The sequence below is a fragment of the Enterococcus quebecensis genome (genome assembly GCF_001730365.1).
In the GTDB taxonomy this organism is placed as follows: domain Bacteria; phylum Bacillota; class Bacilli; order Lactobacillales; family Enterococcaceae; genus Enterococcus_L; species Enterococcus_L quebecensis.
On the sequence record NZ_MIKB01000017.1, the window covers coordinates 93,316 to 116,830 of the forward strand.

The window sequence follows — 23,515 nt, forward strand, 5'->3', positions numbered from 1 at the left end:
AATAAATGTATCAAAAGAAATTTGGAGGAATTATCTTGAAAGTAATTAAAGCGATCGTTGTACTAGGATTAGTTGGAGGAGCTACTCTTTTAGGAGCAAAGCTATATACAAAAAATCAATCAGATGAATTTTCGGGTATAATTGATCAGTTAAATCCACTAGTTCCAAAAGGAGAAGTATACGTTAAGACAAAAAAAGCTGATAGCATAAACAACTATGGAACTAGCAGTTATAGACAACAAACAGTAGACAAAGATGGTAAGAAAAAAGAACTTACTTTTTCGGCAGACCATGAATTGATAACAAATCGCTATTTGAAAATTTACAATAAAGGAGCACATGTAGAGACCTATGAAGAGGTTTCTGAAGGTGAGGTGCCTGAAAGAGCATTGAAGCAATTAAATAGATAAAAGACTGCACCGGTAATATAATCCGATCAAATAAAGTTGAACAAAAGAGATTCTAAGTAGGTAAACTACTTTTGTTCAGCTAAAGTTAGGATGATATTCGTGCAGTCTTTTTTCTGTATCAAGTTGTTCAAATAGCTTGAGGAATAAAGTTAATCGTACATAAATCATTATAATGAAAATGGATAGTTGCCTTAATTTCTCCCTCTTCAATCAATTTTTGTGCGGTATCTTTTACGTCTTCTTGGTCAAATTGCTGAAAATTGATCACATTTGCTACAAAGCGAGGAGATTTTCGATTGGAAGCCTCAAGTATGAGCGTTTCTAGTTGTGGATTAAACGTCATTGGTTTTCACCTCTTTTGTTAACAGTATCATTTATTTCTTAAATTGGATAGTAATTCAATAGTTAATGAGGAAATGGAAAGAAGTTTTTTAAGATTAATTTTTTATGTAAGTGTGGTAAACATGCTTGTTTTTTTAAAGTATTAATTTATCTGGGCATCGTTCAGTCAATTTTTGTAACTCAAGAAGGTTCTTTTTTTCAAAATGGTGACTCCAAATAAACATCTTTTTCAGCAAATGAAGTGTAGGTTTATAGTTTGCTGTTTCTTGCTTTGTTTTTTGTTTAATAAATCGATGCAGAATACGATAAACTCGAGTAGAGTATGAAGGCAGAAGTAGTAAAATGATATCTGCATCATTTAGAGCAGGAGCGATCCAGTTTTTAGTAGTGGTTCCCTCAATAATCCATGTATCCTTGTTCAAAATACTTTGTAGTTGTTGGACAGATTCATTTTCTAAATAAGGTTGATCCCCTTGAGGATGGCGTTTCCAAATCAGGTTATCTAGTTCGTAATAGGGGATCTTTTTTTTTCTGATAGTTGTTTAGCAAATGTTGTTTTTCCACTACCAACAGGTCCAGCAATCATAATTTTGTGCATACATATCCTCCGATCTCAAAGAAAAAGAATGGTGATAAAACACCATTCTTTTTAAACGTTTATTTTTTAGCTTCTTGTAAAATATTGATTTTTTCAATTTTGATGTCTTTTTTAGGTTTATCTTGTTGATCTTTTTCAGCAGAAGCAATTTTATCTACAACATCCATCCCTTTGGTTACTTGACCAAAGACAGTATGTTTGCCGTCTAGGAAAGGAGTTCCACCTTTTTTATAAGCTTCGATAATTTTTTCTGGGTAATCTTCTTTTAAAAGACCGTCAGAAACATTTTTGTCATTTTGAACAATAAAGAATTGGCTTCCATTGGTACCATTTCCATTTTCGTCTGTACCGGCATTTGCCATAGATAAGGCACCACGAAGGTTGTATAACTGGTTAGAGATTTCATCATCAAATGGCTTATCCCAAATGCTCTCACCGCCAGTACCATCGCCTTTAGGGTCACCACCTTGAATCATGAAATCCTTGATAACGCGATGGAAAGTAAGGTTATTATAATAACCTTCTTTTGCATGTGTCATAAAGTTTTCAACTGTTTTTGGTGCTTGTTTTGGAAATAGTTTGATCTCGATTGACCCTTCTGTAGTGACCATCTCAACTAAATCTTCATCTTCACTGACTTTGTCAGATAATTGAGGTAGATCCAACGCATTTAAATCAACAGATTCAGATGTTTTTGTTTCAGAAGAAGTAGCAGAATCTTCTGCAGAAGAAGAAGTAGCAGAAGATTCTGCGGTTGTTTTTTCATTTTTAGATCCGCATGCTGCAAATAACGCTACGGCTGCTAATAGAGATGTTGCAACAATGAATTTTTTTGTTTTCATAAAGTTAAGTCTTCCTTTCAAAAATAGTTACATCTCATGATAACAAATCCTTTTTAGAACTGCCAGTCAAAATGGCAATTTTTTAAGAATAGGAAAAGGTGTAGACCACTTTTTCCTATTCTGCTATAATGAAAATGGATACATTATAATCAATACAAATTTTAGGAGGCAGTATAATGGGAAAATTAGGTATTTCTATTTATCCAGAACGTTCAACTTTTGAAAAGGACAAAGCATATCTTGATCTAGCTCATAAATATGGATTTAAACGTGTTTTTACAAGCTTACTTCAAATTACAGATGACAAAGAGAAAGTTCTAGCAGAGTTTAAAAAAGTTGTTGATTATGCCAACAGTTTGGAAATGGAAGTAATGGTTGACATTAATCCTGCCTTGTTTGAACAATTAGATATTTCTTATGATGATTTGTCATTCTTTGATGATATGGGGGCTTATGGTGTACGTTTAGATGTTGGATTTACAGGTGCTGAAGAAGCGAAAATGACCCGCAATCCATATGGCATAAAAATTGAAATTAATATGAGTACTGGGACAAGTTATGTAGACAACATCATGAGTTATTCACCAAATACGGATAACTTGTTAGGCTCTCATAATTTTTATCCACATCGTTATTCTGGTCTAGGCTATGGTCATTTTGTGTTCTGTTCTGAAAAATTCCGAAAATATAATTTAAATACAATGGCATTTGTGAATTCTCACGACGCAACATTTGGACCTTGGCCGACACAAGACGGTCTATGTTCTTTAGAAGATCATCGTGACTTGGAAATTGCTACTCAGGTAAAACATTTAGTATTAACTGGTTTGATTGATGATATTTTAGTAGGAAACGCTTATGCGTCAGAAGCAGAGTTAAAAGCGATGGCTGAGGCATTCAATGCAGAATATCCATCAGTGAAGGTTGACGTTGCCAAAGATATCACAGATGATGAAAGAGAAGTTTTATTCACGAGTCTTCATAGTTATCGTGGAGACCGTTCTGAATATATTTTACGTTCGACGATGACACGTATTCACTTTAAAGATCGTGCATTTCCAGCTCATAATACAAAGGATATGACTAAGGGGGATGTCTTGATCGATAATGTTGGCTATGGTCAATACAAAGGAGAAACCCAAATTGCGTTGAAAGAAATGAAAAATGATGGACGAGTGAATGTTGTCGGTCGTATTTCTGCAGATGAATTATTCTTGTTAGATTTCTTAAAACCATGGTCTAGCTTTAAATTAATTGAAAGTACTAAATAATAAAATTAAGAGATTGAGAAAAGTTATAGGCTTTTCTCAATCTCTTTTTTTACTTGTTAATGAAATACCGAATTTCTAGTAATCTCCAATGAAATAGAAATAAATGAAAAAAATATCATGATTTGTGATTAATATTGCGAAAGTTACAATAAAATATTATACTATTTAAGAATTTGAAAAAAGCTTAGTGTTATTTGTTTATTTTTGAGGTAAGCAAATCAGATGAAAATGACTAGTGCTTTTAACGAGGAGTAATCGAATGAGTCGAATAGTAAAATTTTTGATTGTTATTGTATCATTGATCGTAATTGTATTATTAAGTGCAGGCATGTATTTTTATAATTATGCAGTAGTTCCGTCAAAGAAGGATTTCTTGGATGGTGATACCCCAGGCACTGATGTTGAAGTGGAAAAGCCAGAAGAAAAGTGGTTTAAAGATAGCAAAAATCGCTCTTATTGGGAAATAACATCAACGGATGACCTAAAATTGAAAGCCATTTATTTACCAGCTGAAGAAAAAACAGATAAAAATGTCATCATGGCTCATGGTTATATGGGTACTGCAGAAACAATGGCTAGTTTTGCCAAGATATATCATGATTTGGGCTACAATGTTTTAGTACCAGATGCTAGAGGACATGGTGAAAGTGAAGGGGATTATATTGGTTTTGGGTGGCCTGAACGTAAAGATTATCTTCAGTGGATCGATAAAGTACTGACTGAAAATGGTGAAGATGCTCAAATTACTTTATATGGAATTAGTATGGGTGGAGCAACCGTGATGATGACCAGTGGCGAAAAATTACCCAAAAACGTTAAAGCAATCGTAGAAGATTGTGGTTATTCTACTGTGAATGAAGAATTGGCCTATCAATTAAAAGATATGTTTAACTTACCGTCATTTCCCTTAGTTCCAGTTACAAGTTTAATCACTAAAATTCGTGCTGGTTACTTCTTTGGTGAAGCTAGCTCAGTTGCACAATTGAAAAAAAATAAAGTTCCAATGTTGTTTATCCATGGCGATGCAGATAAATTTGTGCCATTTAAAATGTTGGATGAAGTATATGATGCAACAAATGCACCAAAGGAAAAATATGTTGTTGCAGGAGCACAACATGCAAAAGCTTATTCAACAGATCCGAAAGCATATAAAGAGAAAGTGTCAAACTTTTTAACAAAATACGTTGATTAATGAAAGATCGTCATTCAGTTTGAAAAGCTGGTGGCGATTTTTTGAAGTAAAACCCAAATTCTGCTGATAATTCACTATTAAAAACGAGATCAAATACCCATGTTATACCTTAACTAATTAATTTCATGATTTTGCTATGCATCTACTAGAATTCTTTGATATGATAATAAAAAGAAATGAGGTAAAATAGATGGAAGATCAAATTATTGACTATCTTCATTACTTACAAATAGAACGAGGGCTTTCTCTTAACACTAGAAAAAGTTATGAACGAGACTTACATAAATATTTCACTTTTCTAAAGGAACAAAAAGTAAGCTCTTGGCAACTGATTGACCGCTACATAATTATGGAATATTTACAATCACTACACAATGAAAATAATTCATCTGCTACGATTATTAGAATGATTTCAAGTTTAAGAGGCTTTCATCAGTTTTTAAGACAAGAACGTAAGACAGATCATGATCCAATGCAACATATAGATTCACCTAAAAAAGCACAAAAGCTTCCAAGTACACTTTCAGTGGAAGAGGTCACCTTGCTTATTGAGACGCCAGACACCACCAAACCGCTAGGAGTAAGGAATCGAGCGATATTGGAAGTAATGTATGCTACAGGATTACGTGTTAGTGAGCTAGTGGATTTAAAAATAGGAGATTTACATTTATCAATTGGATTATTGCAAACAATCGGTAAAGGAGACAAAGAACGCATTATCCCTTTAGGTGATTATGCGATTCAGTGGATCGAAAAGTACTTAGAAGAAGCTCGTCCTATCTTGATCAAGAAAAATCAAAGCGAGACACATTTATTTGTAAATCATCATGGCAGACCACTTTCACGTCAAGGAGTTTGGAAAAATCTAAAACAAATTGTTCGAGATGCTGGTATTGATAAGAGCATTACGCCTCACACTTTACGTCATAGTTTTGCCACACACTTATTAGAAAATGGTGCTGATTTGAGAATTGTTCAAGAGCTTTTAGGACATGCTGACATCTCCACTACGCAAATTTACACTCATATTACTAAACAACGTATGGCGGATGTTTATAAACAACATTTCCCAAGAGCGTGATGAATAGTTCTGAAAGAAAGAGGGTGAGATCATGTTAACTTATTATCGAAAAGAGCAACGAAAAATTGCAATGGGTATATTGAGTTTTCACCAAAAACTAACTGAATACAAGGAATTGTTAAAAGAAATAGATATGTATGAGAAAGAAGAAGACCTACATTTGCTATTTTGGATACCAGCCGGGGGAAAAAATATTCAGGGAATTGTGGGAATCGAAGTGAAAACGTCCGAGGCGATGATTTTACATGATATATCGATCAATCCTTCTTTTCGAGGAGAAAAGCTCGGGTTTGATTTACTAGATGAGTTGGCTGAATTGTATCAGGAGACGAAAATTTATGGAACTTTGGCAACATCTACTTATTTATCTAAGTGGAAAGAACACAAGGTTTAAGTTTTATGGTAAACTAGAGAGTCGAAAAAGAAAGTTGGATGATCTTGCAGGAAATTAATGTAAAATTAGATGTATTTGAAGGACCGTTGGATCTTTTACTACATTTGATAAAAAAATTGGAAATAGACATTTATGATATTCCGATTGCTGCAGTGACAGAACAATATATGAATTATATTCATACAATGAAAACACTGGAATTAGAGATCGCTGGTGAATATCTAGTGATGGCGGCAACGTTAATGGCGATTAAAAGTAAGATGCTTTTACCAAAACAAGAATTGGAAGTAACAGAAGAAGATGAACTTCTCGGAGGAGAAGATCCGCGAGATGCATTGGTCGCTCAATTGCTAGAATATCGAAAATTTAAATATGCGGCAGGTCTTTTACATGAAAAAGAATCTGAAAGAAGTCTTTATTATACGAAAGAACCAATGGATATCGATGAGTATAAGGAAGACAATCCATTTTTAGAACCAAATCAAATCAATACGATTGATTTATTTCTGGCGTTTCATGCAATGCTGGAAAAGAAAAAGAGTCGTCAGCCCGTAGAAACAACAGTTGCAGGTGATGATGTATCAATCGAAGAAAAAATTGCAACAATCTCTGAAAAAATGCGTCAAATAGATCGAAATACACCGATAGATTTTGATTCTTTTTTTACTTCATACTCTAAACAAGAAGTTGTAACAACTTTTATGGCTTTGTTAGAATTGATGAAAAAAGGGGTTATTCATGTAGAGCAAGAAGAAAATTGTAGTACAATTTTGCTGTACAATACGTCTGAAGAGATTGAATCAAGTACGGAGGAAACCGCGTGACAACAATCAGTCAAGTTGAAGCGATTCTATTTGTTGTTGGTGAAGAAGGAATTGGTTTAGAGGAATTATCCTATTTACTAGATCTATCTACCGCCAAAACATACGAATCCTTGACAGCTTTAAAAGAACGCTACGAGTCAGATAAACAATCAGCCTTAAATATTTTAGAGGTCGGCAATCACTTTGTATTGTCTACCAAAAAAACATTTGCATCTTTATTAAAAAAATATGCGCAATCACCTATGTCTAATTCACTATCCCAGGCAGCCCTTGAAACATTGTCAATTGTTGCCTATAAACAGCCGATTTCAAGAGTTGAAGTAGATGAGATAAGAGGTGTGCAATCGTCAGGATCGATACAAAAACTGGTTGCTCGTCAATTGATAGAGGAAAAGGGTAGAGTGGATGGTCCTGGCCGAGCGATTTTATATGGAACAACAGCTTATTTTATGGATTATTTTGGCTTAAAATCATTAGAAGAACTACCAGATATTCATCAAATGGAAGAAGAAATAGCTGAAGAATTACCTTTGGATCTATTTTTCGACCGTTACAAAGAAATAAACGAAGAAGAACCGGCAACGGACATGAGTGAATCGGAGGAAGAAAAATAGATGGAAAGACTTCAAAAAGTAATTGCGCATGCAGGGATCGCATCTCGTAGAAAAGCAGAAGAGTATATCGTCAATGGACGTGTAAAAGTAAATGGAAAAATCGTTCGAGAATTAGGAACACAAGTAGGAAAAAATGATAAAGTTGAAGTAGATGATGTGCCTATTTATAAAGAAGAATATGGCTATTATCTATTCTATAAACCCAAAGGTGTTATTTCTGCTGTTTCTGATGATAAAGGCAGAAAAGTCGTTACCGATTTTTTCTCTCATATTAAAGAACGCATTTATCCTGTTGGTCGATTAGATTATGATACTTCAGGATTGTTATTACTGACGAATGATGGTGAATTTTCACAAAAATTAACACATCCAAGCCATGAAATCGATAAAGTCTATGTTGCAAAAGTAAAAGGTTTGGCTAAAAAACATGATTTTCTTCCGTTGACTAAAGGCATGAAAATCGAAGGGTACAAAACAGCACCAGCTGCTTTCCAGATTATATCGGTTGACCTTAAAACCAATACTAGTATTGTAGAGTTAACGATTCATGAAGGACGCAATCATCAAGTGAAAAAGATGCTGCAAGCTGTAGGTTATCCAGTTCAAAAGTTAAAAAGAGAAAAATATGGTGATTTAACCTTAAAAGGATTGCGCCCAGGTGAATACCGTAATTTGAATAAAAAAGAAATCAGTACATTACTCAATCAAGCAAAATAATGTGAAAACTAAGATGATATATGGAGTGACCCGAAAAGTTAGATTTTTGTTCTAACTTTTTTTGGTAGCTCAGACTGTATCTCATCTTATTTTTTATAAAATTAAAATGTGAAAAGCGTAACTATTGCTTTTTTAGAATAACATTGTATAATAAGTATGAACAAAATTTAATAAAGGTTCGTCTTCAGGGGCAGGGTGCAATTCCCGACCGGTGGTTATAGTCCACGACCTACTTCATTTGAGGTGGCTGAATTGGTGAAATTCCAATACCGACAGTAAAGTCTGGATAAAGAAGATAGGGCTTATTTGAATTGGCTTTTTTCAGATAAGATAACTCTACTCTATTTTCCCTGCTGGAAAATAGAGTTTTTGCTGTGAAACATTATACCTCATTTCGATCGTATCAATTTCTAAGAGCTAAAACAGAAGTGAAGGATAGAACAGATGTTGAACAGTACTTGGTGAAGTTACTATCGTAGTGAAGCACTGTGCTTGATTAAAAAATAACTATTACTACGACCTACTGCAGAATAGTTATCAATAAAATGGTGAGTATAGGGTATTGCATAGTTAATGGCATTTCATTAGTTGTTCGACTAATGAAAACCTCTCGCAGCAAATCAGGAGAAATTACTGGAAAAACAATTTAGAAAAGTTCGTTTGAAGATGGGTCCTTAACAGGAGGATTTCATATGCGAAACAACAAGGTACAAAAAATGGTAAGTGTAGCAATGTTAGCAGCAATAGCTGTGGTTTTACAGTATTTAGCTTTTCCGATCATGCCGATCCCTGCGCTCAGCTTCTTGAAAGTTGATTTCAGTGATATTCCGGTTATGATCAGCATGTTCTTATTTGGTCCGCTGGCAGGTATTAGCACAGCATTCATAAGATCAGTGTTGCATCTATTCACAACCGGCGCATCACCACAAAATTTAGTAGGGGATGTAGCTAGCTTTTTTGCAACAATGATGTTTACTTTACCAATGTATTACTTTTTTAAAAAAGGAAGCAATAAGCTTTCAAATAAAATTCTGGGAATTTCTACAGGAATTACTGCTCTAACTGTTTTTATGACAGTAGCAAATTACTTCGTGATTACACCGATATACTTAAAATTATTCGGCGTATCTGCTGGGCAGTTTTTAGGAATGTCATTAACGAAATATGTGACGATCGGTATTTTTCCATTTAACTTAATCAAAGGGATAATTGTGAGTGCGGTATTTTTAGTTCTTCACGCCAAACTTTTACCATGGCTATCAAGGAAGCAACATCAGTTAGGAAAACAAAAACCAATAATGAAATAAATTTATTGATATAGATGTTTAAAAGCGTGAAACAGACTATCTTTTAGTTTTGTTTCACGCTTATTTTATGAATAAACCAAAAATTTCTATTTACTTGATTATTTCTGGTAGAATAGAAAAGATGAGGAGGGGAAAAAATGAAGAAATGGCAGAAGCGACTACTTTGGATGACAGGAATACTTGCAATATTACTTGTAGTAGGACTGTTCTATATAAAAACAATCACTTACACACCAACGACAGAAGCTTTGGAAGTATCAAAAAAAGCAGTTGATGAAAGTGGAACCTTGATTTTTGAAGGAGATCGGAACAAACCAGCAATTATTTTTTATCAAGGAGCTTTAGTTGAAAATGCTAGCTATAGTATCTGGGCACAAAAAGTTGCAAAAGCTGGATTTTCTGTGTACCTGATTAAAGAACCATTGAACCTGGCAGTATTAAGACAAAATGCAGCGAAGCAAATCATCCAATCTAAACACTTAAAAAACTACGTGATCGGTGGTCATTCTTTAGGTGGAGTTATGGCTAGTCGCTTTGCTTCTGAAGAAAAGAACCAACCTATGTTAAAAGGTGTTTTTTTCCTAGCGAGTTACCCAGATAAAAAAGGCAGTCTTTCTCAATTTGAAGGACAAGTTCTTTCACTGACGGGATCAGAAGATGGCGTTTTAAATTGGCGAGCCTATAATCAAGCAAAAAATTTTTTACCTAGACAAACACTTTACCAGAAAATAAAAGGTGGAAACCACGCTGGTTTTGGAAGCTACGGGGAACAAAAAGGAGACAAACCTTTTTTGATAAGTAATGAAGAACAACAAGAAGAAGTAGCAAAAAAGCTGATCGATTGGTTAAATACAATCAAATAAAACAATAGTAGGAGAAGACGATAGATTAACAGAAGTATCGTCTTCTCCTACTATTGTTGAGATAAGCACCTGATTTTTTTTAATTTTCTATAATCTCTATTGCACGAACAGGGCATTTGCGGTACGCTGTTATCGCATTGGTTGTTTCGCTTTCATGAACAAATTCTTGCAGAGCCTCGTGATCATTTTTTAAAATAACGATTCCATCGTCATTATAATCGAAAATATTTGGGGCATATACTTGGCACAGACCACAAGCAATACATTTTTCAGGTATTATTTTACATAACATATGTACACATCCTATTCTATCATTCAAAGAGGTGAAAACATGGACTCTCTCTTTATTTTAGCTTTATTTCAACATGGATACAAGGCACGGACCTCAACTTTGTATCATCTTTTAAAAGGAAAGCGGACAAGTTCCGTCCTACTGTATGGTTTTTTGTATGAGAATTTACGCTTTTTCCATTTAATCCCAGAATTGTCTGAAACTCAATTTAATAAGAACATAACTGAATTAGTTCAGCGTCAATTCTTGGTATTAGATGATGGAGGAGAAGCCAAAATAACGGCTCAAGGTAAGGAAATACTACTTCAGCATGAGAACTATTTTATTTGGCTTGATAATTATCGTTTTGGTAAAACAGATGAAACCATCTGGAGATTATTACAGTTTACGGTACAAGTTATCTCTCATTTATCCTATGCAGACAAACAGTATATTCCGCTTGAACAGTCGCCGTTGTACCAGAAACAACTAAAAATGTATATTAAATCAATGCCGAAAAATCAGTTGATTCAGACAGTCAAACAAGAATGGACACAGATTTTTTTGTGTTTGCCTAAAGAAGAAGCTGATTTTTTTGCGAAACAATTCTCAGGATATCAGCAAATTGGCAAAGCTTCTTTTCAACTGATGGATACAAAGCGTACAGCATTTGAAAAATTTCTTTTAAAAAAAGAACGGTTGCACCATTTGCTTCAGACCATTTCTAAGATGTCAGAGGATAGTTTTTTGAAAAAGTTTATTATGCCGCTGCTTAAACAAAATGAAAATAAAAGTATGAATGAAACAAGATATTATTTGAACAGAGATCTGTCAATCGAGGATGTGGCTAAGGAAAGAAGAATGAAAAAAAGTACTGTACAAGATCATTTTATGGAACTAGCGCTAACTAGTGAATTTCCATTTGAACGTTTTATATCGAACAATACATGCCACTATTTAAATAATTACTCGGGTCCTTATCAAGAATGGGTTTATCGTTCATTGAAACAAAATAATCCAGAACTTGATTACTTTGAGTTTCGATTGTACCAAATTCAAAAACTTAGAGAAGAAAGAGAATAGGGAAGATGTCTATATATTTAGAACAAGTACTATATGATAAATTCGGATTTAACACGTTTAAGCCTGGGCAAAAAGAAGTCATTGAATTACTGTTAACAAAGAAGGATACATTGGCTGTTTTGCCTACAGGCACAGGAAAGTCTTTATGTTACCAATTTATTGGACAACTAGTTGAAGGAACCGTGATTATTGTATCTCCGTTGTTATCATTAATGGAAGATCAGGTGATTCAACTTCAAAAAAAAGGCGAATCTCGTGTAATTGCGTTAAATAGTAGTCTATCATTTCTAGAAAAGCAATATGTATTGAATCATTTAAATGATTATAAATTTATCTTGGTTAGTCCAGAAACCTTAATGCAAAAAGAAGTCAGACAAAAGATCGCACAATTAATGATTGCTTTGTTTGTTGTAGATGAAGCCCATTGTGTCTCCCAATGGGGTGTAGATTTCAGACCTGAATACACCAAACTAGATCAAATCCAAGAAGAGTGCGGGTATCCCTTAACCTTGGCTTTGACTGCAACTGCAACTAAAACAGTAAAAAAAGAAATACTTAAACAAGTATTCACTCATTGTGACCAAGTTTCTGAAGTAGTTTTTTCTGTCAATCGACCGAATATTGGTTTAATCGTCAACCACACAACAGAAAAAAATGAGAAACTAATTTTTTATTTGAATCAATTAAAAAGCAAAGGGATTATTTATTGTGCAACAAGGAAGAAAGCTGAGATCCTAAGCCAAACTATTAAAGAACAAACTAATTTAAAGACCGCGTTTTATCATGGGGGCCTGTCACCCAATGACCGAAGTTTATTACAACAGCAGTTTGTGTCAAATCAATTGGATGTTTTATGTGCGACTAACGCTTTTGGTATGGGGATTGATAAGCCGGATATCCGATTTGTTATTCATTATGATTGTCCTGATAGTTTGGAAAATTATGTCCAAGAAATCGGTAGAGCCGGTCGTGATGGTCAACCTAGTGTAGCGATTTTATTGTATCAAAAAGGAGACGAATACATTCACTATTATTTTCAGGAAGAAAGTCGACTGGATAGGGAACTCTTACATGCACCAGGTGTGTACCTAACAGAAACGCAAGAAGATACACTTCCTGCATTAAATGAAATTCAGCAAAAATGGCTTCAAGGTTTTTTAAAAAAAGAATATACGATTGAAGAGTTAGAGAAAAGATTATTAAGAAAAGAGAAAGAACGTCAACAACAGTTAAACAGTATGTTAAACTATATTAATGAAGAGAAGTGCCGGCGAGAGCTTATTCAACAGTATTTTTCAGAAAAAATTAACGAAACAAAACAGGAAAATTGTTGTGACCAATGTGGCTTATCTTTTGACAATTACAAAGAGCAGATAGTACAATCACCAGAAGAAAATGAAAAATCTCAACAATGGGAGGACATTTTAATAAGATTATTTAAAGAATGAAAATAATCTTTATTTAGACTGCAGTTGGCAAAAAGCTGTGGTATAATAACAGACGATAGAATTTTAGGAGGAACGATACGTGAGTAAACAAGATAAGAAAAAACCATCAGGAGCACGTGAGCCTTGGGAGCAGTCAATCTATGATACAGACAAGAATTCTGGAGGTTCCCGCTCAGAAAAACGTCAACAAAAAAAAGGAAATACGGTTTTTCTGACGATTTTAGTTATCTTATTACTAATGATCATTGCGTTACCTGTAGGGACATATCTTTATGTGATGAGAGATAAATCAGATAATAAAGAAGCGACTCAACCTTCATCATCTGTTGTTGTTCAATCATCAACGGCACAATCATCATCTAGTGCGTCAAGTGAAGCGTCTTCATCTAGTGCGGCGAACAGTGAAAGTAGTGCGCCACAAGAAACAACACCAACAAGTCAGCCAGGGCAAGAAACACCAGCTTACACAGAAGTACTTGCTGGGGAAGGGCCGAATCAAGTTGCTGCGAGAAATGGCATTACGACAGATGAATTATTACAATTAAATGGTTTAAATCTGAATTCTGTTTTACAACCAGGACAATCATTACGTGTTAAATAAAAAAATAAGCAAACGATGAGATGAGGTGTACCTAATCTCACAGTTTGCTTTTAAGGGTCTGAAACAAAACAATCTTTGTTTTGTACCAGACTCTTTTACTATGTATTAAACAAAGGAGTTCGTTATGAAAAAGATTAGTATTGCAATCGATGGTCCGGCATCGTCCGGAAAAAGTACAGTCGCTAAAATTTTGGCCAAACAATTAAATTATATCTATTGTGATACAGGAGCAATGTATCGAGCCTTAACATATTTAGCAATCAAAAAAAATATTGATTTTGAAGATGAAAATGGCTTAGTTGAACTATGCTTGAATCACAAAATTTCCTTTAAGCAGACAGAAAAAGAACAACTTGTTTTTATAGATAATACAGAAGTAACAGAAGACATTAGACAACCTGATGTGACCAATTCTGTTTCGATTGTAGCTAAACATAGAGAAGTTCGGGAGAAGATGGTTGGTCTACAACAGATGATTGGACATGCAGGCGGAGTGGTTATGGACGGTCGAGATATTGGGACAGCTGTGTTGCCGAATGCGGAAGTTAAAATCTTTCTGGTTGCCAGTGTTGAGGAGCGAGCTGAAAGACGTTTTAAGGAAAATCAGGAAAAAGGAATCACCACTGATTTTGATACGTTGAAAAAAGAAATTGAACACCGAGATTATCTTGATTCAACTCGAGAAGTATCACCATTGAAACAAGCTGAAGATGCAGTGAAAATTGACACGACTGGTATGAATATAGAAGAGGTTGTTACAGCAATAAAACATGTCATTGAGACAAAAAATTAAACGTTCATTCTCTTTATTTATGTAGTTATTAAAAAAAGTTTGAATGTTTTGAGATTATGCTTTTTTTAGCTTTAAGAAAGAAATTCCCTGCATGTTTCGAAGAAAAAAAAGAAAATGATAGAAATCGCTTTATTTTTTTGGTGAAATCCCGTACTATTAAGTGAGTAGGTCAGTTTTTTACGAATTTTTTGGTGGCATAGGAGGATAAGTATTCATGACAGAAGACAAAAAAGTGGAAATTAGCAATGAAACAATGGAAGATGCAATGAACAGTGTCCAAGAAGTAAGTGTCGGCGACATCGTTAAAGGTGAAGTGCTTGCTGTTGAGGACAAACAAGTGGTTGTTGGTATTGAAGGTGCGGGCGTTGAAGGTGTGGTACCTTCTAAAGAATTGTCCACTATACAAGTAGAAGATATCAACGAGTTAGTAAAAGTTGGAGACATCTTAGACTTGGTTGTAATCACTTCAATTGGTAAAGACAAAGAAAATGGTAGTTATTTACTTTCTAAACGTCGTTTAGACGCTAAAAAAGTTTGGGAAGAAATCGAACAAGATTTCCAATCAGGTAAAGTCATCGAAGCCCCTGTTACAAATGTTGTAAAAGGTGGTTTGGTTGTTGATGTCGGCGTACGTGGATTTGTGCCAGCATCGATGGTAGAAGACCATTTTGTTGACGATTTTTCAGAGTATAAAGGTAAAACTTTAACATTTAAAATTATTGAAATTGAGCCTTCAGAAAATCGTTTAATTCTATCTCATAAAGCAGTCGTTGAAGCTGAGAAGAATTCTAAGAAAAAAGATATCTTAACTACTCTGCATGAAGGGGATATCGTTGAGGGCAAAGTTGCTCGTTTAACTGATTTTGGAGCGTTTATTGATTTAGGCGGTATTGATGGGTTGGTACACGTTTCTGAGATTGCACATCAGCATGTAGGCAAACCAAGTGATGTCTTAGCTGTTGGCGATGATGTGAAAGTGAAAATCCTTTCAATTAAGCCAGATGAAGAACGTGTTTCTCTATCAATTAAAGAGACATTAGCTGGACCGTGGGAAGATATCGAGAGCAAAGCTGCTGTTGGTTCTGTACTTGATGGAACAGTCAAACGTTTAACTAGTTTTGGTGCATTTGTAGAAGTATTTCCTGGTGTAGAGGGGTTAGTTCACATCTCCCAAATTTCCCATAAGCATATTGCAACACCTCACGAAGTATTACAAGAAGGTGACGCAGTTCAAGTGAAAGTTTTGGAAGTAAACCCAGATGAACACCGCATCGCATTGAGCATCAAAGCTTTAGAAGCAAAACCAGAGTCTCAAGAAGAACCGAAAGATGTTCAAGAATATGAGTTGCCAGAAGAAAATACTGGTTTCACTATGGGCGATATCTTAGGAGATGCTTTAAAAGGTCACGATTCTGAATCAGAATAATTATAAGATTAATGAGAACGAAGGGAAACCTTCGTTCTTTTTTTGTATTCAATATTAAAAAAAGTGAGGTGGATAAAACTCAAAGAGTTTTATCCACCTCACTGGAAATTCTAATAAATGTTGTGAAAAAGTCAGGGAATGAAGGTATGCTAGAATTGAAGGCTCCAGAAATAAGCTGAAGCTTTCTTTTGTCATGCGTCAGTTTAATTATAGATTACACGTAAATCTGCTGGTATGTAAGCTCCCTGATATTGTTTACGGAATTGGTGAGGAGACTGACCAACTTTTTTCTTAAATAGCTTGCTGAAATAAGTAGAATCAACATATCCTACAGTACCCGAAATTTCGGTAATAGACTCTTCAGTTTTCATTAGTAATTGTTTGGCTTTTTCTATTCGATAAGTGGTTAAATAATCAATAAAGTTCATACCCACAGCATCTTTAAAAAAGCGGCTAACATAATGACGATTCAAATGCATGATGTCTGCTAGAGTTGTTAAGTTAATCTCTTCATTGTAATGGTCATGGATATAGTCAAGGATAGTGTTGATCTGTTCTTTAGCCAATGCGGTTGGTTTGTTATTCAAAACATCCAGCAAAGATACTTGATTTAGTGATTTCACACTACGATCGATTGCAAAATTTAACTCATTAAAATCAATTGGAGTTAGTAAATAGTCGATAACGCCGCACCGCAATGCGTGTTGAATACTTTGAAAATTATCGCGTTCAGTCAATATAATCACTTTAATGTTTGGTAAATACTGTATTATTTTTCGTTTTACGATGAAACCGTCAACGTCAAGATGATCAATCGCTATCAAAAGAATTTCTGGAAGAAGTTTTTCAGCGATGTTTAAGGCTTCTTGTTCTGTTCTGGCTGGAGGTAAAACTTTTATATTCATAAATGAATCATTAATAGATTGTTGAAGAGCTTGCTGTTCTTTTGGATCGTTACTAACAATCAATAATCGGCACATAAGTAAACCCTCTTTTCTTTGATGGAATTAAGTGTACTTTTGTTTGTGAAAATCTATTTACTACTTTTATAATACCCTGATTATATTCAGCTTTCAAGTCTAATAATTTGTGAAAGAAATACACGAAAAGGTAAATTTTGTCCATAATATTCTTAAAATATTCCCTAACAAATTGAAAAAAATAGATTAAAATAGTGTTGTAAGCGTTTAATAAAATCCAACTCTACAAGAGCCTAGAACAGAGTGAAGATTGAAGTAAAAAAATTGAAGGAGTGTTCAAAATGACTGAAGAAATCAAAGTGAAAGAAATTGACACACTAGTTGAAACAGCAAAGAAAGCACAGGTAGAGTATGAAACCTTTTCTCAAGAGCAAGTAGATGCTGTTGTAAAAAATGTCTATCAAAAAACATTAGATAATGCGGAAAAATTAGCTATAGCAGCAAACGAAGAAACTGGTTTTGGAAAAGTTTCTGATAAAATAATCAAAAATACTTTTGCTAGTGAACAAGTCTATGACAGTATTAAAGACTTGCCAACTGTCGGAGTAATCAATCGTCGTAAAGAAGATAAAATCATTGAAATCGGGATTCCCTTAGGTGTCGTTGCAGGTCTGATTCCATCAACAAATCCAACTGCAACAGTTATTTTCAAAGCTTTGATTGCATTGAAAACGAGAAATGCAATTGTTTTTTCTCCACATCCAAAAGCGTTAAATTCTATTTTGATGGCTGTAGAAATTATCGAGAAGGCAGCGGTTGAAGCAGGAGCACCTGCTGGTTTAGTTCAGGTAATCAAAGAACCAACATTAGATGCAACAAGTGCATTGATGAAGCATACAGATGTTTCTTTAATTCTTGCAACTGGTGGTAAAGCAATGGTGGAGGCAGCTTACAGTTCTGGAAATCCAGCAATTGGTGTTGGACCTGGAAATGTTCCTGTATTAATTGATGCAACTGCAGATATTGCTCATGCGATTGATTGTGTAATCAGTAGTAAAACATTCGACAACGGAATTATTTGTGCATCTGAACAAGCCTTGGTTGTAGAGGCTTCTATTAAAGATGCAGTCATTGAAGAATTAAAAGCTAAAAAAGCTTATTTTATGAATGAAGAGGAATCAGCGAAAGTTAGTAAATATATTTTGAGAGAGACTGGAACGCTTAATCCAGAAATAGTTGGTAAAAGTGCAGTCGATGTTGCGAAATTGGTTGGTATTTCAGTACCAGATGATACGACTATTTTGATTTCTGAACAAACAGAGATTGGTCATCATAATCCTTATTCAAGGGAAAAACTAACACCAATTTTAGGATTCTTTACGGTTGACTCGTTTGAAAAAGGAGTAGAAACATGTAAAGCGTTACTTGCTAATGAAGGAACTGGACATACCGCTGTGATTCATACGACAACGGATGCTAATGCTGAAACGTACGGCTTGGAGATGAGAGCTTCACGCATTCTAGTTAATACATTAGGAGCACTAGGCGCGATTGGGGCAACTACAAAGCTAGCTCCATCAATGACATTAGGTTGCGGAGCAATGGGCGGAAGTAGCACAACAGATAATGTTACTGCTCATCATTTAATGAACGTAAAACGCATTGCGTATGGTATTGAGTAATAATCTAATATAAAAAGGAGATCATCGTGGGCTTTAAGTTCCAACGATGATCTCCTTTTTTCTTGAGAAGAAAGGGAAAGATGCTTTAGCTAAAGCATTTTCGATTTTTTAAGTAGTAGATAGATAATCAGTGAAATTCCTAAAAATAAGGCCCATAAAATAAAGTAACCATATTTGAAAGTAAGTTCAGGAATATTAACAAAGTTCATTCCGTAAATGCCTGAAAGGACTGTGATAGGTGTAGCAAAGGCTGAAAATACAGTTAGTTTGTTCAAAAAATTATTGGATTTTTCACTCATATTAGTTGTATAAAGATCCATTAAATGAACAGTTTTATCGTTTAAACTTGTTCCGAATTCATACAGACGATAGGTTTTTGCTGAAATATTTTTAAAATATTTCAAATTTTCATCTGAAATTAAATCGTTATCATTGCTGTTGATCTGTTCACTAATATATGTCAACATACGTAGTTGTCTTTTAGCTTCAAAAGAAATATTTTTCATGGTTATAATTTTCTCAAAATCATAATATCCATCAGATTCCAACAATATCATTTCTTCTTTAGCAAGTGAATTCTCGAAACCTTCTAAAGAAACAAACATTTCTGAAAGGATATAGTCAAGAGTTTTATAGTAAATAAAGGTCAGTGTGTCAATTCCGTTCGGTTGTCTATCTTGATTCAATCGAGTGTCTGCAGCAATTTTCTGGTAAAGTGACTCGTTTTGATCACAAACGAAAATCAAGTAACTATTACTAAAGTACAAATAAACTTTTTCAAAAATTAATTCATCATGTACCCATTCAAAAAAAGAAAATGAAATCACATCATAATCAAAATGACTTTCAAAGTGAACCAAGTCAATTGTCTTATTCATTTCTTCTCGATTGATTAAATTAAACTGTTCGTACACATGGGTGAAGTTTTCTCTATCACAAATAATAAAGCAACGCTCATCTTTAGGTAAGTCTGATGCGTCATATTTTGATTTAATATGGTAAAATCTCAAAAATACCACCTCCATTTATTAATCCAATCGTATCTAACGTTAGATCGTTCGTCAATGAAAGCGACTAAATAGAAAAAGTTTTAGATGAATCGTCGAAAAAAGAGAAGAAATTTCAATAAAATAATATTTTTTCTCATTTTTTACATTGTTCCTCAACTATATACAACATTTTCTTGCATCTTAGACAAGCATTAGGTAAACTAGTAAAGATTGAAAACTTGTCAAGGAGGTAATTTGAATGGCAAATCCAACAATTGCAATTGTCGGGCGCCCGAATGTCGGGAAATCGACGATTTTTAACCGTATCGCTGGTGAAAGAATCTCAATTGTAGAAGATACACCAGGTGTAACCAGAGACCGTATTTATGCCACAGGAGAGTGGTTGGGACGTGAATTTAGTATAATCGATACAGGTGGGATAGATCTAGGTGACGAACCGTTTATGGATCAAATCAAGCATCAAGCAGAAATTGCTATTGAAGAAGCTGATGTAATCATCTTCGTTGCTAGTGGACGTGAAGGGGTAACCGATGCGGATGAATTAGTAGCAAGAATCTTATACCGAAGCAAAAAACCTGTTATTTTAGCTGTAAATAAAGTCGACAACCCTGAAATGAGAAACGAAATTTATGAGTTCTATTCCTTAGGATTAGGCGATCCATTTCCTGTTTCTGGTAGTCATGGTCTAGGACTTGGAGATGTGCTTGATGAAGCAGTCAAACATTTCTCGACTGAAATTGAAGAGGAAGATGAAGATACAATCAAATTTAGTTTGATTGGTCGTCCAAACGTGGGGAAATCTTCATTAATTAATGCAATTCTTGGCGAAGAGCGCGTGATTGTTTCTGAAATTGAGGGAACCACTCGTGATGCGATCGATACACATTTTGAATCTGAAAATGGACAACAATTCTTAATGATCGATACAGCAGGTATGCGTAAACGTGGGAAAGTATATGAAAGCACTGAAAAATATAGTGTCATGCGTGCGATGCGTGCAATTGAACGCTCAGATATTGTTTTAATGGTGCTAAATGCGGAAGAAGGTATCCGTGAACAAGATAAAAAAGTAGCTGGTTATGCTCACGAAGCAGGTCGCGGTATTATCATTGTTGTTAATAAATGGGATACTGTTGAAAAAGAAACGAATACAATGCGTGACTTTGAAGAAGAGATTCGTGATGAATTCCAATACCTTGATTACGCACCAATTATTTTTGTTTCAGCACTAACAAAACAACGTTTAAATAAACTACCTGAATTAATTGAGTTAGTTAGCATGAATCAAAATCTGCGGATTCCTTCAGCTTTGTTAAACGATGTTGTGATGGATGCCATTGCAATCAATCCAACGCCAACAGACAAAGGGAAACGATTGAAAGTTTTTTATGCTACACAGGTGGCAATTAAACCGCCGACTTTTGTTATTTTTGTGAATGAAGAAGAATTAATGCATTTTTCTTATGCGAGATTCTTAGAAAACCAGATTAGAAAGGCTTTTACTTTCGAAGGAACACCAATCAAAATCATACCAAGAAGACGGAAATAGCGCATTTTACCACATTTTTTTCAAATGTACAAACAAATTCATTGAGTTATAAAAAAAAATGATATTTTTAGAAAAAACTGGTTAAAACGCATCAAAAACCTTGCTATTGCAAGCTTCCTATGATATCGTGATAACAGAATATTGATCCAATTCAATATTTGTACGTCATTTTTGGACCACTCAAAAATAAACGTAAATTAGATATCTTTTAGATATCCTATCCCTTGTGGAGGAGGTGAAATAATCCATGGCAAATAAAGCAGAATTAATCGAAAACGTTGCATCTTCAACTGGTTTAACTAAAAAAGACGCAACTGCAGCAGTGGATGCTGTATTTTCAACAATCCAAGAATCTCTTGCTAAAGGTGAAAAAGTTCAATTAATCGGTTTTGGTAACTTTGAAGTTCGCGAACGTGCGGCTCGTAAGGGACGTAACCCACAAACTGGTAAAGAAATTCAAATCGCTGCAAGTAAAGTACCTGCGTTCAAACCAGGTAAAGCGTTGAAAGATGCTGTTAAATAAGACAGTTCTTAGACCCCTTGATTATTCAAGGGGTCTTTCTTTGTTTATGGATAGAAATATTACATAAGCTAGGATAAAACTAGATTAGTGTAGAAAAGGCTAACGAATGATCACTAATCTTTACAACATAATTCAGACATAGCAATACCCATAATCATGCCAGAAGCAGATAGAGCCAATGCTGCAATTAAGCCAGCATAGAACACTTTTTTCATTTGATTTACCTCCTATATTTGCAACGAGTATAGCACAAGTTCAATTAATAGGGCAATTAAATGGTTAAAAACGGAAAGAAGCCAATCTTTTCAGATTGGCTCTAGAGATCATGAATAATTAGCTATGTTAAAAAAACGTATAGTCTTACTATGAATTTTGGAAATTGCTAACTATTCAAGTCAGACCGAATCACTCTGTTTCTAAGAATCTGTAATTTTTTAAGAAGTGCGCTATAGTTCTTAAAAACTGTAGGTTCTTGAAACAATTTTAGTATATCGAACAATTAAGAATTTTTTACATAGAAATATATGAATATATATAATGAAATAGTGAATCAATAATGTCTGTTCTTTAAGAAAAATAAAAGAACAATTGTCTTTAGTTGAAAAGTCAAAGAAGATTTAATTTTAAATGGTGTGTCTCAATAAAAACATCCTTCTTTTGGTTTTACAACAACTAATGGTAAAATAAGGAAGAGGGGTGTTATCGATGGAAATAGTATACGAAAAAAATCAGTTACGTACGACGATCGTTTATGGAGAAACATTTGCTTCACAACTTAAATCGATCTCACTTGGCTCAAAACACATTTTTTTGATTACCAACCAGCGTTACTATGATTTATTTTCTGAGAAATTGGTTCAGCTTTTTGATGACAAAAAGGAAATAGATTGGTATATTTGTAAGAATGATGTTCATTGCAACAATATAAAAGAATTAGAAAGTCTATTGGCCTTTTTGGCTGATTTTGAACAGCAACAGGAATTCCTTTTTCTAGGTGTTGGAAATGAAGGCGTTGTTCAGCTGACCAATTTCCTACACAAAACATCCATATTGACTTCTGAATGCTGGTCATTGCCGCTATCAGTTCAATCACTTAGTAAAAGCTTGATTCCAAAAGCGCAAATAGAGCTAATGAACCATCCTGTTTTAGAAACTTCGGTACTAGCCAAAAAAATTATCTATGATCGTACACTGACTACTGATCATGGAGAGGGAAAGCTAGTTGATTTTCTTGTTTTCATTAGATGTGGATTGGTTTGCAGCCACGATTTTTTACGAATGCTCTTTAAAAATTATAGTGATGCAACACGCTTGAATCAGCAATCATTTAATGGCATGCTAGATGAAATGATTTATTATTATGAAAAAAAAGGGCAAGAGATTGATCAATTCGGCAATTTATTTGAACAAGGTTTTCTACAAACACCGAATGGTCATTTACTTTCCAGCCATATGAAACGATTTTTAGGTTGTTTACTGCAGCTGTTGTGGTCTCAAGAGGTTAATCGTTTTTCTTTTCATTATAAAAACTTTATTATATGGTTGATTCGTTTAGGCTTTCCAGTCGATTTTCCTGAACAGATTTTAGTCAGTGATTATGTGGAAGGAATTATAAAATGCGTTGATCACGGTGGAAGTGCTTCTCTTTTAAACGAAGTAGGAGTAGTAGCTCAGATGGAAAAGCCAAAAACGGAAGATCTATTAGCAACGATAGAAAAATATAAAACTATTTTAAAAGAAATCAGAGGATAAAA

General features: G+C 34.4%; 25 protein-coding genes and 1 riboswitch. Of the genes, 19 read left to right on the forward strand and 6 right to left on the reverse strand.

The annotated features are described in order from the left end of the window. Positions 1-35: 35 nt before the first annotated feature. Complete coding sequence (locus BCR23_RS13035; RefSeq protein WP_069635928.1) at positions 36-410, forward strand: YxeA family protein; 375 nt, start codon at positions 36-38, stop codon at positions 408-410. A gap of 127 nt (positions 411-537) precedes the next feature. Here BCR23_RS13035 and BCR23_RS13040 read toward each other — a convergent pair whose 3' ends face one another. The 3 genes from BCR23_RS13040 to BCR23_RS13050 all read right to left on the reverse strand — a co-directional run bounded on the left by BCR23_RS13040 (position 538) and on the right by BCR23_RS13050 (position 2,192). Beyond that, a complete protein-coding gene (locus tag BCR23_RS13040) occupies positions 538-753 on the reverse strand; it encodes a hypothetical protein (RefSeq protein ID WP_069635929.1) in 216 nt (71 codons plus the stop codon). 501 nt (positions 754-1,254) lie between these two features. Beyond that, a complete protein-coding gene (locus BCR23_RS14930; protein ID WP_240482561.1) occupies positions 1,255-1,350 on the reverse strand; it encodes a EutP/PduV family microcompartment system protein in 96 nt (31 codons plus the stop codon). Positions 1,351-1,409: 59 nt separating this feature from the next. Beyond that, a complete protein-coding gene (locus BCR23_RS13050) occupies positions 1,410-2,192 on the reverse strand; it encodes a peptidylprolyl isomerase (RefSeq protein WP_069635930.1) in 783 nt (260 codons plus the stop codon). Positions 2,193-2,368: 176 nt separating this feature from the next. On the opposite strand from BCR23_RS13050, the gene BCR23_RS13055 reads away from it, so the two are divergent. The 9 genes from BCR23_RS13055 to BCR23_RS13095 all read left to right on the forward strand — a co-directional run bounded on the left by BCR23_RS13055 (position 2,369) and on the right by BCR23_RS13095 (position 10,455). Continuing rightward, positions 2,369-3,463, forward strand: a complete 1,095-nt coding sequence (locus tag BCR23_RS13055; protein WP_069635931.1) for a DUF871 domain-containing protein — start codon at positions 2,369-2,371, stop codon at positions 3,461-3,463. Positions 3,464-3,722: 259 nt separating this feature from the next. Further along, the gene (locus tag BCR23_RS13060; RefSeq protein WP_069635932.1) at positions 3,723-4,655 is read left to right on the forward strand and encodes an alpha/beta hydrolase; all 933 of its coding nucleotides are present in this window, start codon (positions 3,723-3,725) and stop codon (positions 4,653-4,655) included. A 190-nt stretch (positions 4,656-4,845) separates the two neighbouring features. Next, positions 4,846-5,736: a site-specific tyrosine recombinase XerD gene (gene xerD, locus BCR23_RS13065; RefSeq protein ID WP_069635933.1), complete on the forward strand. Its 891-nt coding sequence runs from the start codon at positions 4,846-4,848 to the stop codon at positions 5,734-5,736. A 31-nt stretch (positions 5,737-5,767) separates the two neighbouring features. Then, on the forward strand, positions 5,768-6,130 hold the full coding sequence (locus BCR23_RS13070) for a GNAT family N-acetyltransferase (RefSeq protein ID WP_069635934.1): 363 nt from the start codon (positions 5,768-5,770) through the stop codon (positions 6,128-6,130). A 44-nt stretch (positions 6,131-6,174) separates the two neighbouring features. Further along, positions 6,175-6,954, forward strand: coding sequence for a segregation/condensation protein A (locus BCR23_RS13075; protein WP_069635992.1), 780 nt, complete (start codon positions 6,175-6,177; stop codon positions 6,952-6,954). Beyond that, entirely contained in the window at positions 6,951-7,568 is a 618-nt protein-coding gene (scpB, locus tag BCR23_RS13080; RefSeq protein WP_069635935.1) for an SMC-Scp complex subunit ScpB, read from the forward strand. The genes BCR23_RS13075 and scpB overlap by 4 nt, the downstream gene beginning before the upstream one ends. Continuing rightward, positions 7,569-8,285, forward strand: a complete 717-nt coding sequence (locus BCR23_RS13085) for a pseudouridine synthase (RefSeq protein WP_069635936.1) — start codon at positions 7,569-7,571, stop codon at positions 8,283-8,285. 176 nt (positions 8,286-8,461) lie between these two features. Beyond that, positions 8,462-8,586, forward strand: a riboswitch (FMN riboswitch). Between the two features lie 391 nt (positions 8,587-8,977). Then, positions 8,978-9,592, forward strand: coding sequence for an ECF transporter S component (locus BCR23_RS13090; RefSeq protein WP_069635937.1), 615 nt, complete (start codon positions 8,978-8,980; stop codon positions 9,590-9,592). Positions 9,593-9,729: 137 nt separating this feature from the next. Next, positions 9,730-10,455 carry an alpha/beta hydrolase gene (locus BCR23_RS13095; RefSeq protein ID WP_069635938.1) on the forward strand — a complete coding sequence of 242 codons (726 nt, stop codon included), beginning with the start codon at positions 9,730-9,732 and terminating at the stop codon, positions 10,453-10,455. Positions 10,456-10,534: 79 nt separating this feature from the next. Here the strand turns inward: BCR23_RS13095 and BCR23_RS13100 are convergent, their stop codons facing one another. Continuing rightward, positions 10,535-10,747 (reverse strand): ferredoxin, encoded by a 213-nt coding sequence (locus tag BCR23_RS13100; RefSeq protein ID WP_069635939.1) that lies wholly within the window; start codon positions 10,745-10,747, stop codon positions 10,535-10,537. A gap of 153 nt (positions 10,748-10,900) precedes the next feature. On the opposite strand from BCR23_RS13100, the gene BCR23_RS13105 reads away from it, so the two are divergent. From BCR23_RS13105 to rpsA, 5 genes are all read left to right on the forward strand, one after another. Beyond that, the gene (locus tag BCR23_RS13105) at positions 10,901-11,809 is read left to right on the forward strand and encodes a helix-turn-helix domain-containing protein (RefSeq protein ID WP_240482562.1); all 909 of its coding nucleotides are present in this window, start codon (positions 10,901-10,903) and stop codon (positions 11,807-11,809) included. Between the two features lie 5 nt (positions 11,810-11,814). Beyond that, the gene (locus BCR23_RS13110; protein WP_069635941.1) at positions 11,815-13,257 is read left to right on the forward strand and encodes a RecQ family ATP-dependent DNA helicase; all 1,443 of its coding nucleotides are present in this window, start codon (positions 11,815-11,817) and stop codon (positions 13,255-13,257) included. 79 nt (positions 13,258-13,336) lie between these two features. Then, positions 13,337-13,858 carry an SAG1386/EF1546 family surface-associated protein gene (locus BCR23_RS13115; protein ID WP_069635942.1) on the forward strand — a complete coding sequence of 174 codons (522 nt, stop codon included), beginning with the start codon at positions 13,337-13,339 and terminating at the stop codon, positions 13,856-13,858. A gap of 124 nt (positions 13,859-13,982) precedes the next feature. Further along, complete coding sequence (gene cmk, locus BCR23_RS13120) at positions 13,983-14,651, forward strand: (d)CMP kinase (protein ID WP_069635943.1); 669 nt, start codon at positions 13,983-13,985, stop codon at positions 14,649-14,651. Between the two features lie 214 nt (positions 14,652-14,865). Continuing rightward, positions 14,866-16,077, forward strand: a complete 1,212-nt coding sequence (rpsA, locus tag BCR23_RS13125) for a 30S ribosomal protein S1 (RefSeq protein ID WP_069635944.1) — start codon at positions 14,866-14,868, stop codon at positions 16,075-16,077. Positions 16,078-16,280: 203 nt separating this feature from the next. On the opposite strand, the gene BCR23_RS13130 is transcribed toward rpsA, so the two are convergent. Beyond that, complete coding sequence (locus tag BCR23_RS13130; protein WP_069635945.1) at positions 16,281-17,057, reverse strand: helix-turn-helix transcriptional regulator; 777 nt, start codon at positions 17,055-17,057, stop codon at positions 16,281-16,283. A 281-nt stretch (positions 17,058-17,338) separates the two neighbouring features. Here BCR23_RS13130 and BCR23_RS13135 point away from each other — a divergent pair, with 281 nt between their 5' ends. Beyond that, entirely contained in the window at positions 17,339-18,679 is a 1,341-nt protein-coding gene (locus BCR23_RS13135) for an acetaldehyde dehydrogenase (acetylating) (protein WP_069635946.1), read from the forward strand. An 89-nt stretch (positions 18,680-18,768) separates the two neighbouring features. On the opposite strand, the gene BCR23_RS13140 is transcribed toward BCR23_RS13135, so the two are convergent. Continuing rightward, the gene (locus BCR23_RS13140; protein ID WP_069635947.1) at positions 18,769-19,689 is read right to left on the reverse strand and encodes a magnesium transporter CorA family protein; all 921 of its coding nucleotides are present in this window, start codon (positions 19,687-19,689) and stop codon (positions 18,769-18,771) included. Positions 19,690-19,927: 238 nt separating this feature from the next. Here BCR23_RS13140 and der point away from each other — a divergent pair, with 238 nt between their 5' ends. From der to BCR23_RS13155, 3 genes are all read left to right on the forward strand, one after another. Then, positions 19,928-21,238 carry a ribosome biogenesis GTPase Der gene (der, locus tag BCR23_RS13145; RefSeq protein WP_069635948.1) on the forward strand — a complete coding sequence of 437 codons (1,311 nt, stop codon included), beginning with the start codon at positions 19,928-19,930 and terminating at the stop codon, positions 21,236-21,238. Between the two features lie 247 nt (positions 21,239-21,485). Beyond that, on the forward strand, positions 21,486-21,761 hold the full coding sequence (locus BCR23_RS13150; protein ID WP_010761417.1) for an HU family DNA-binding protein: 276 nt from the start codon (positions 21,486-21,488) through the stop codon (positions 21,759-21,761). A gap of 705 nt (positions 21,762-22,466) precedes the next feature. Next, on the forward strand, positions 22,467-23,513 hold the full coding sequence (locus tag BCR23_RS13155) for a hypothetical protein (protein WP_069635949.1): 1,047 nt from the start codon (positions 22,467-22,469) through the stop codon (positions 23,511-23,513). The last annotated feature ends 2 nt before the right edge of the window (positions 23,514-23,515 follow it).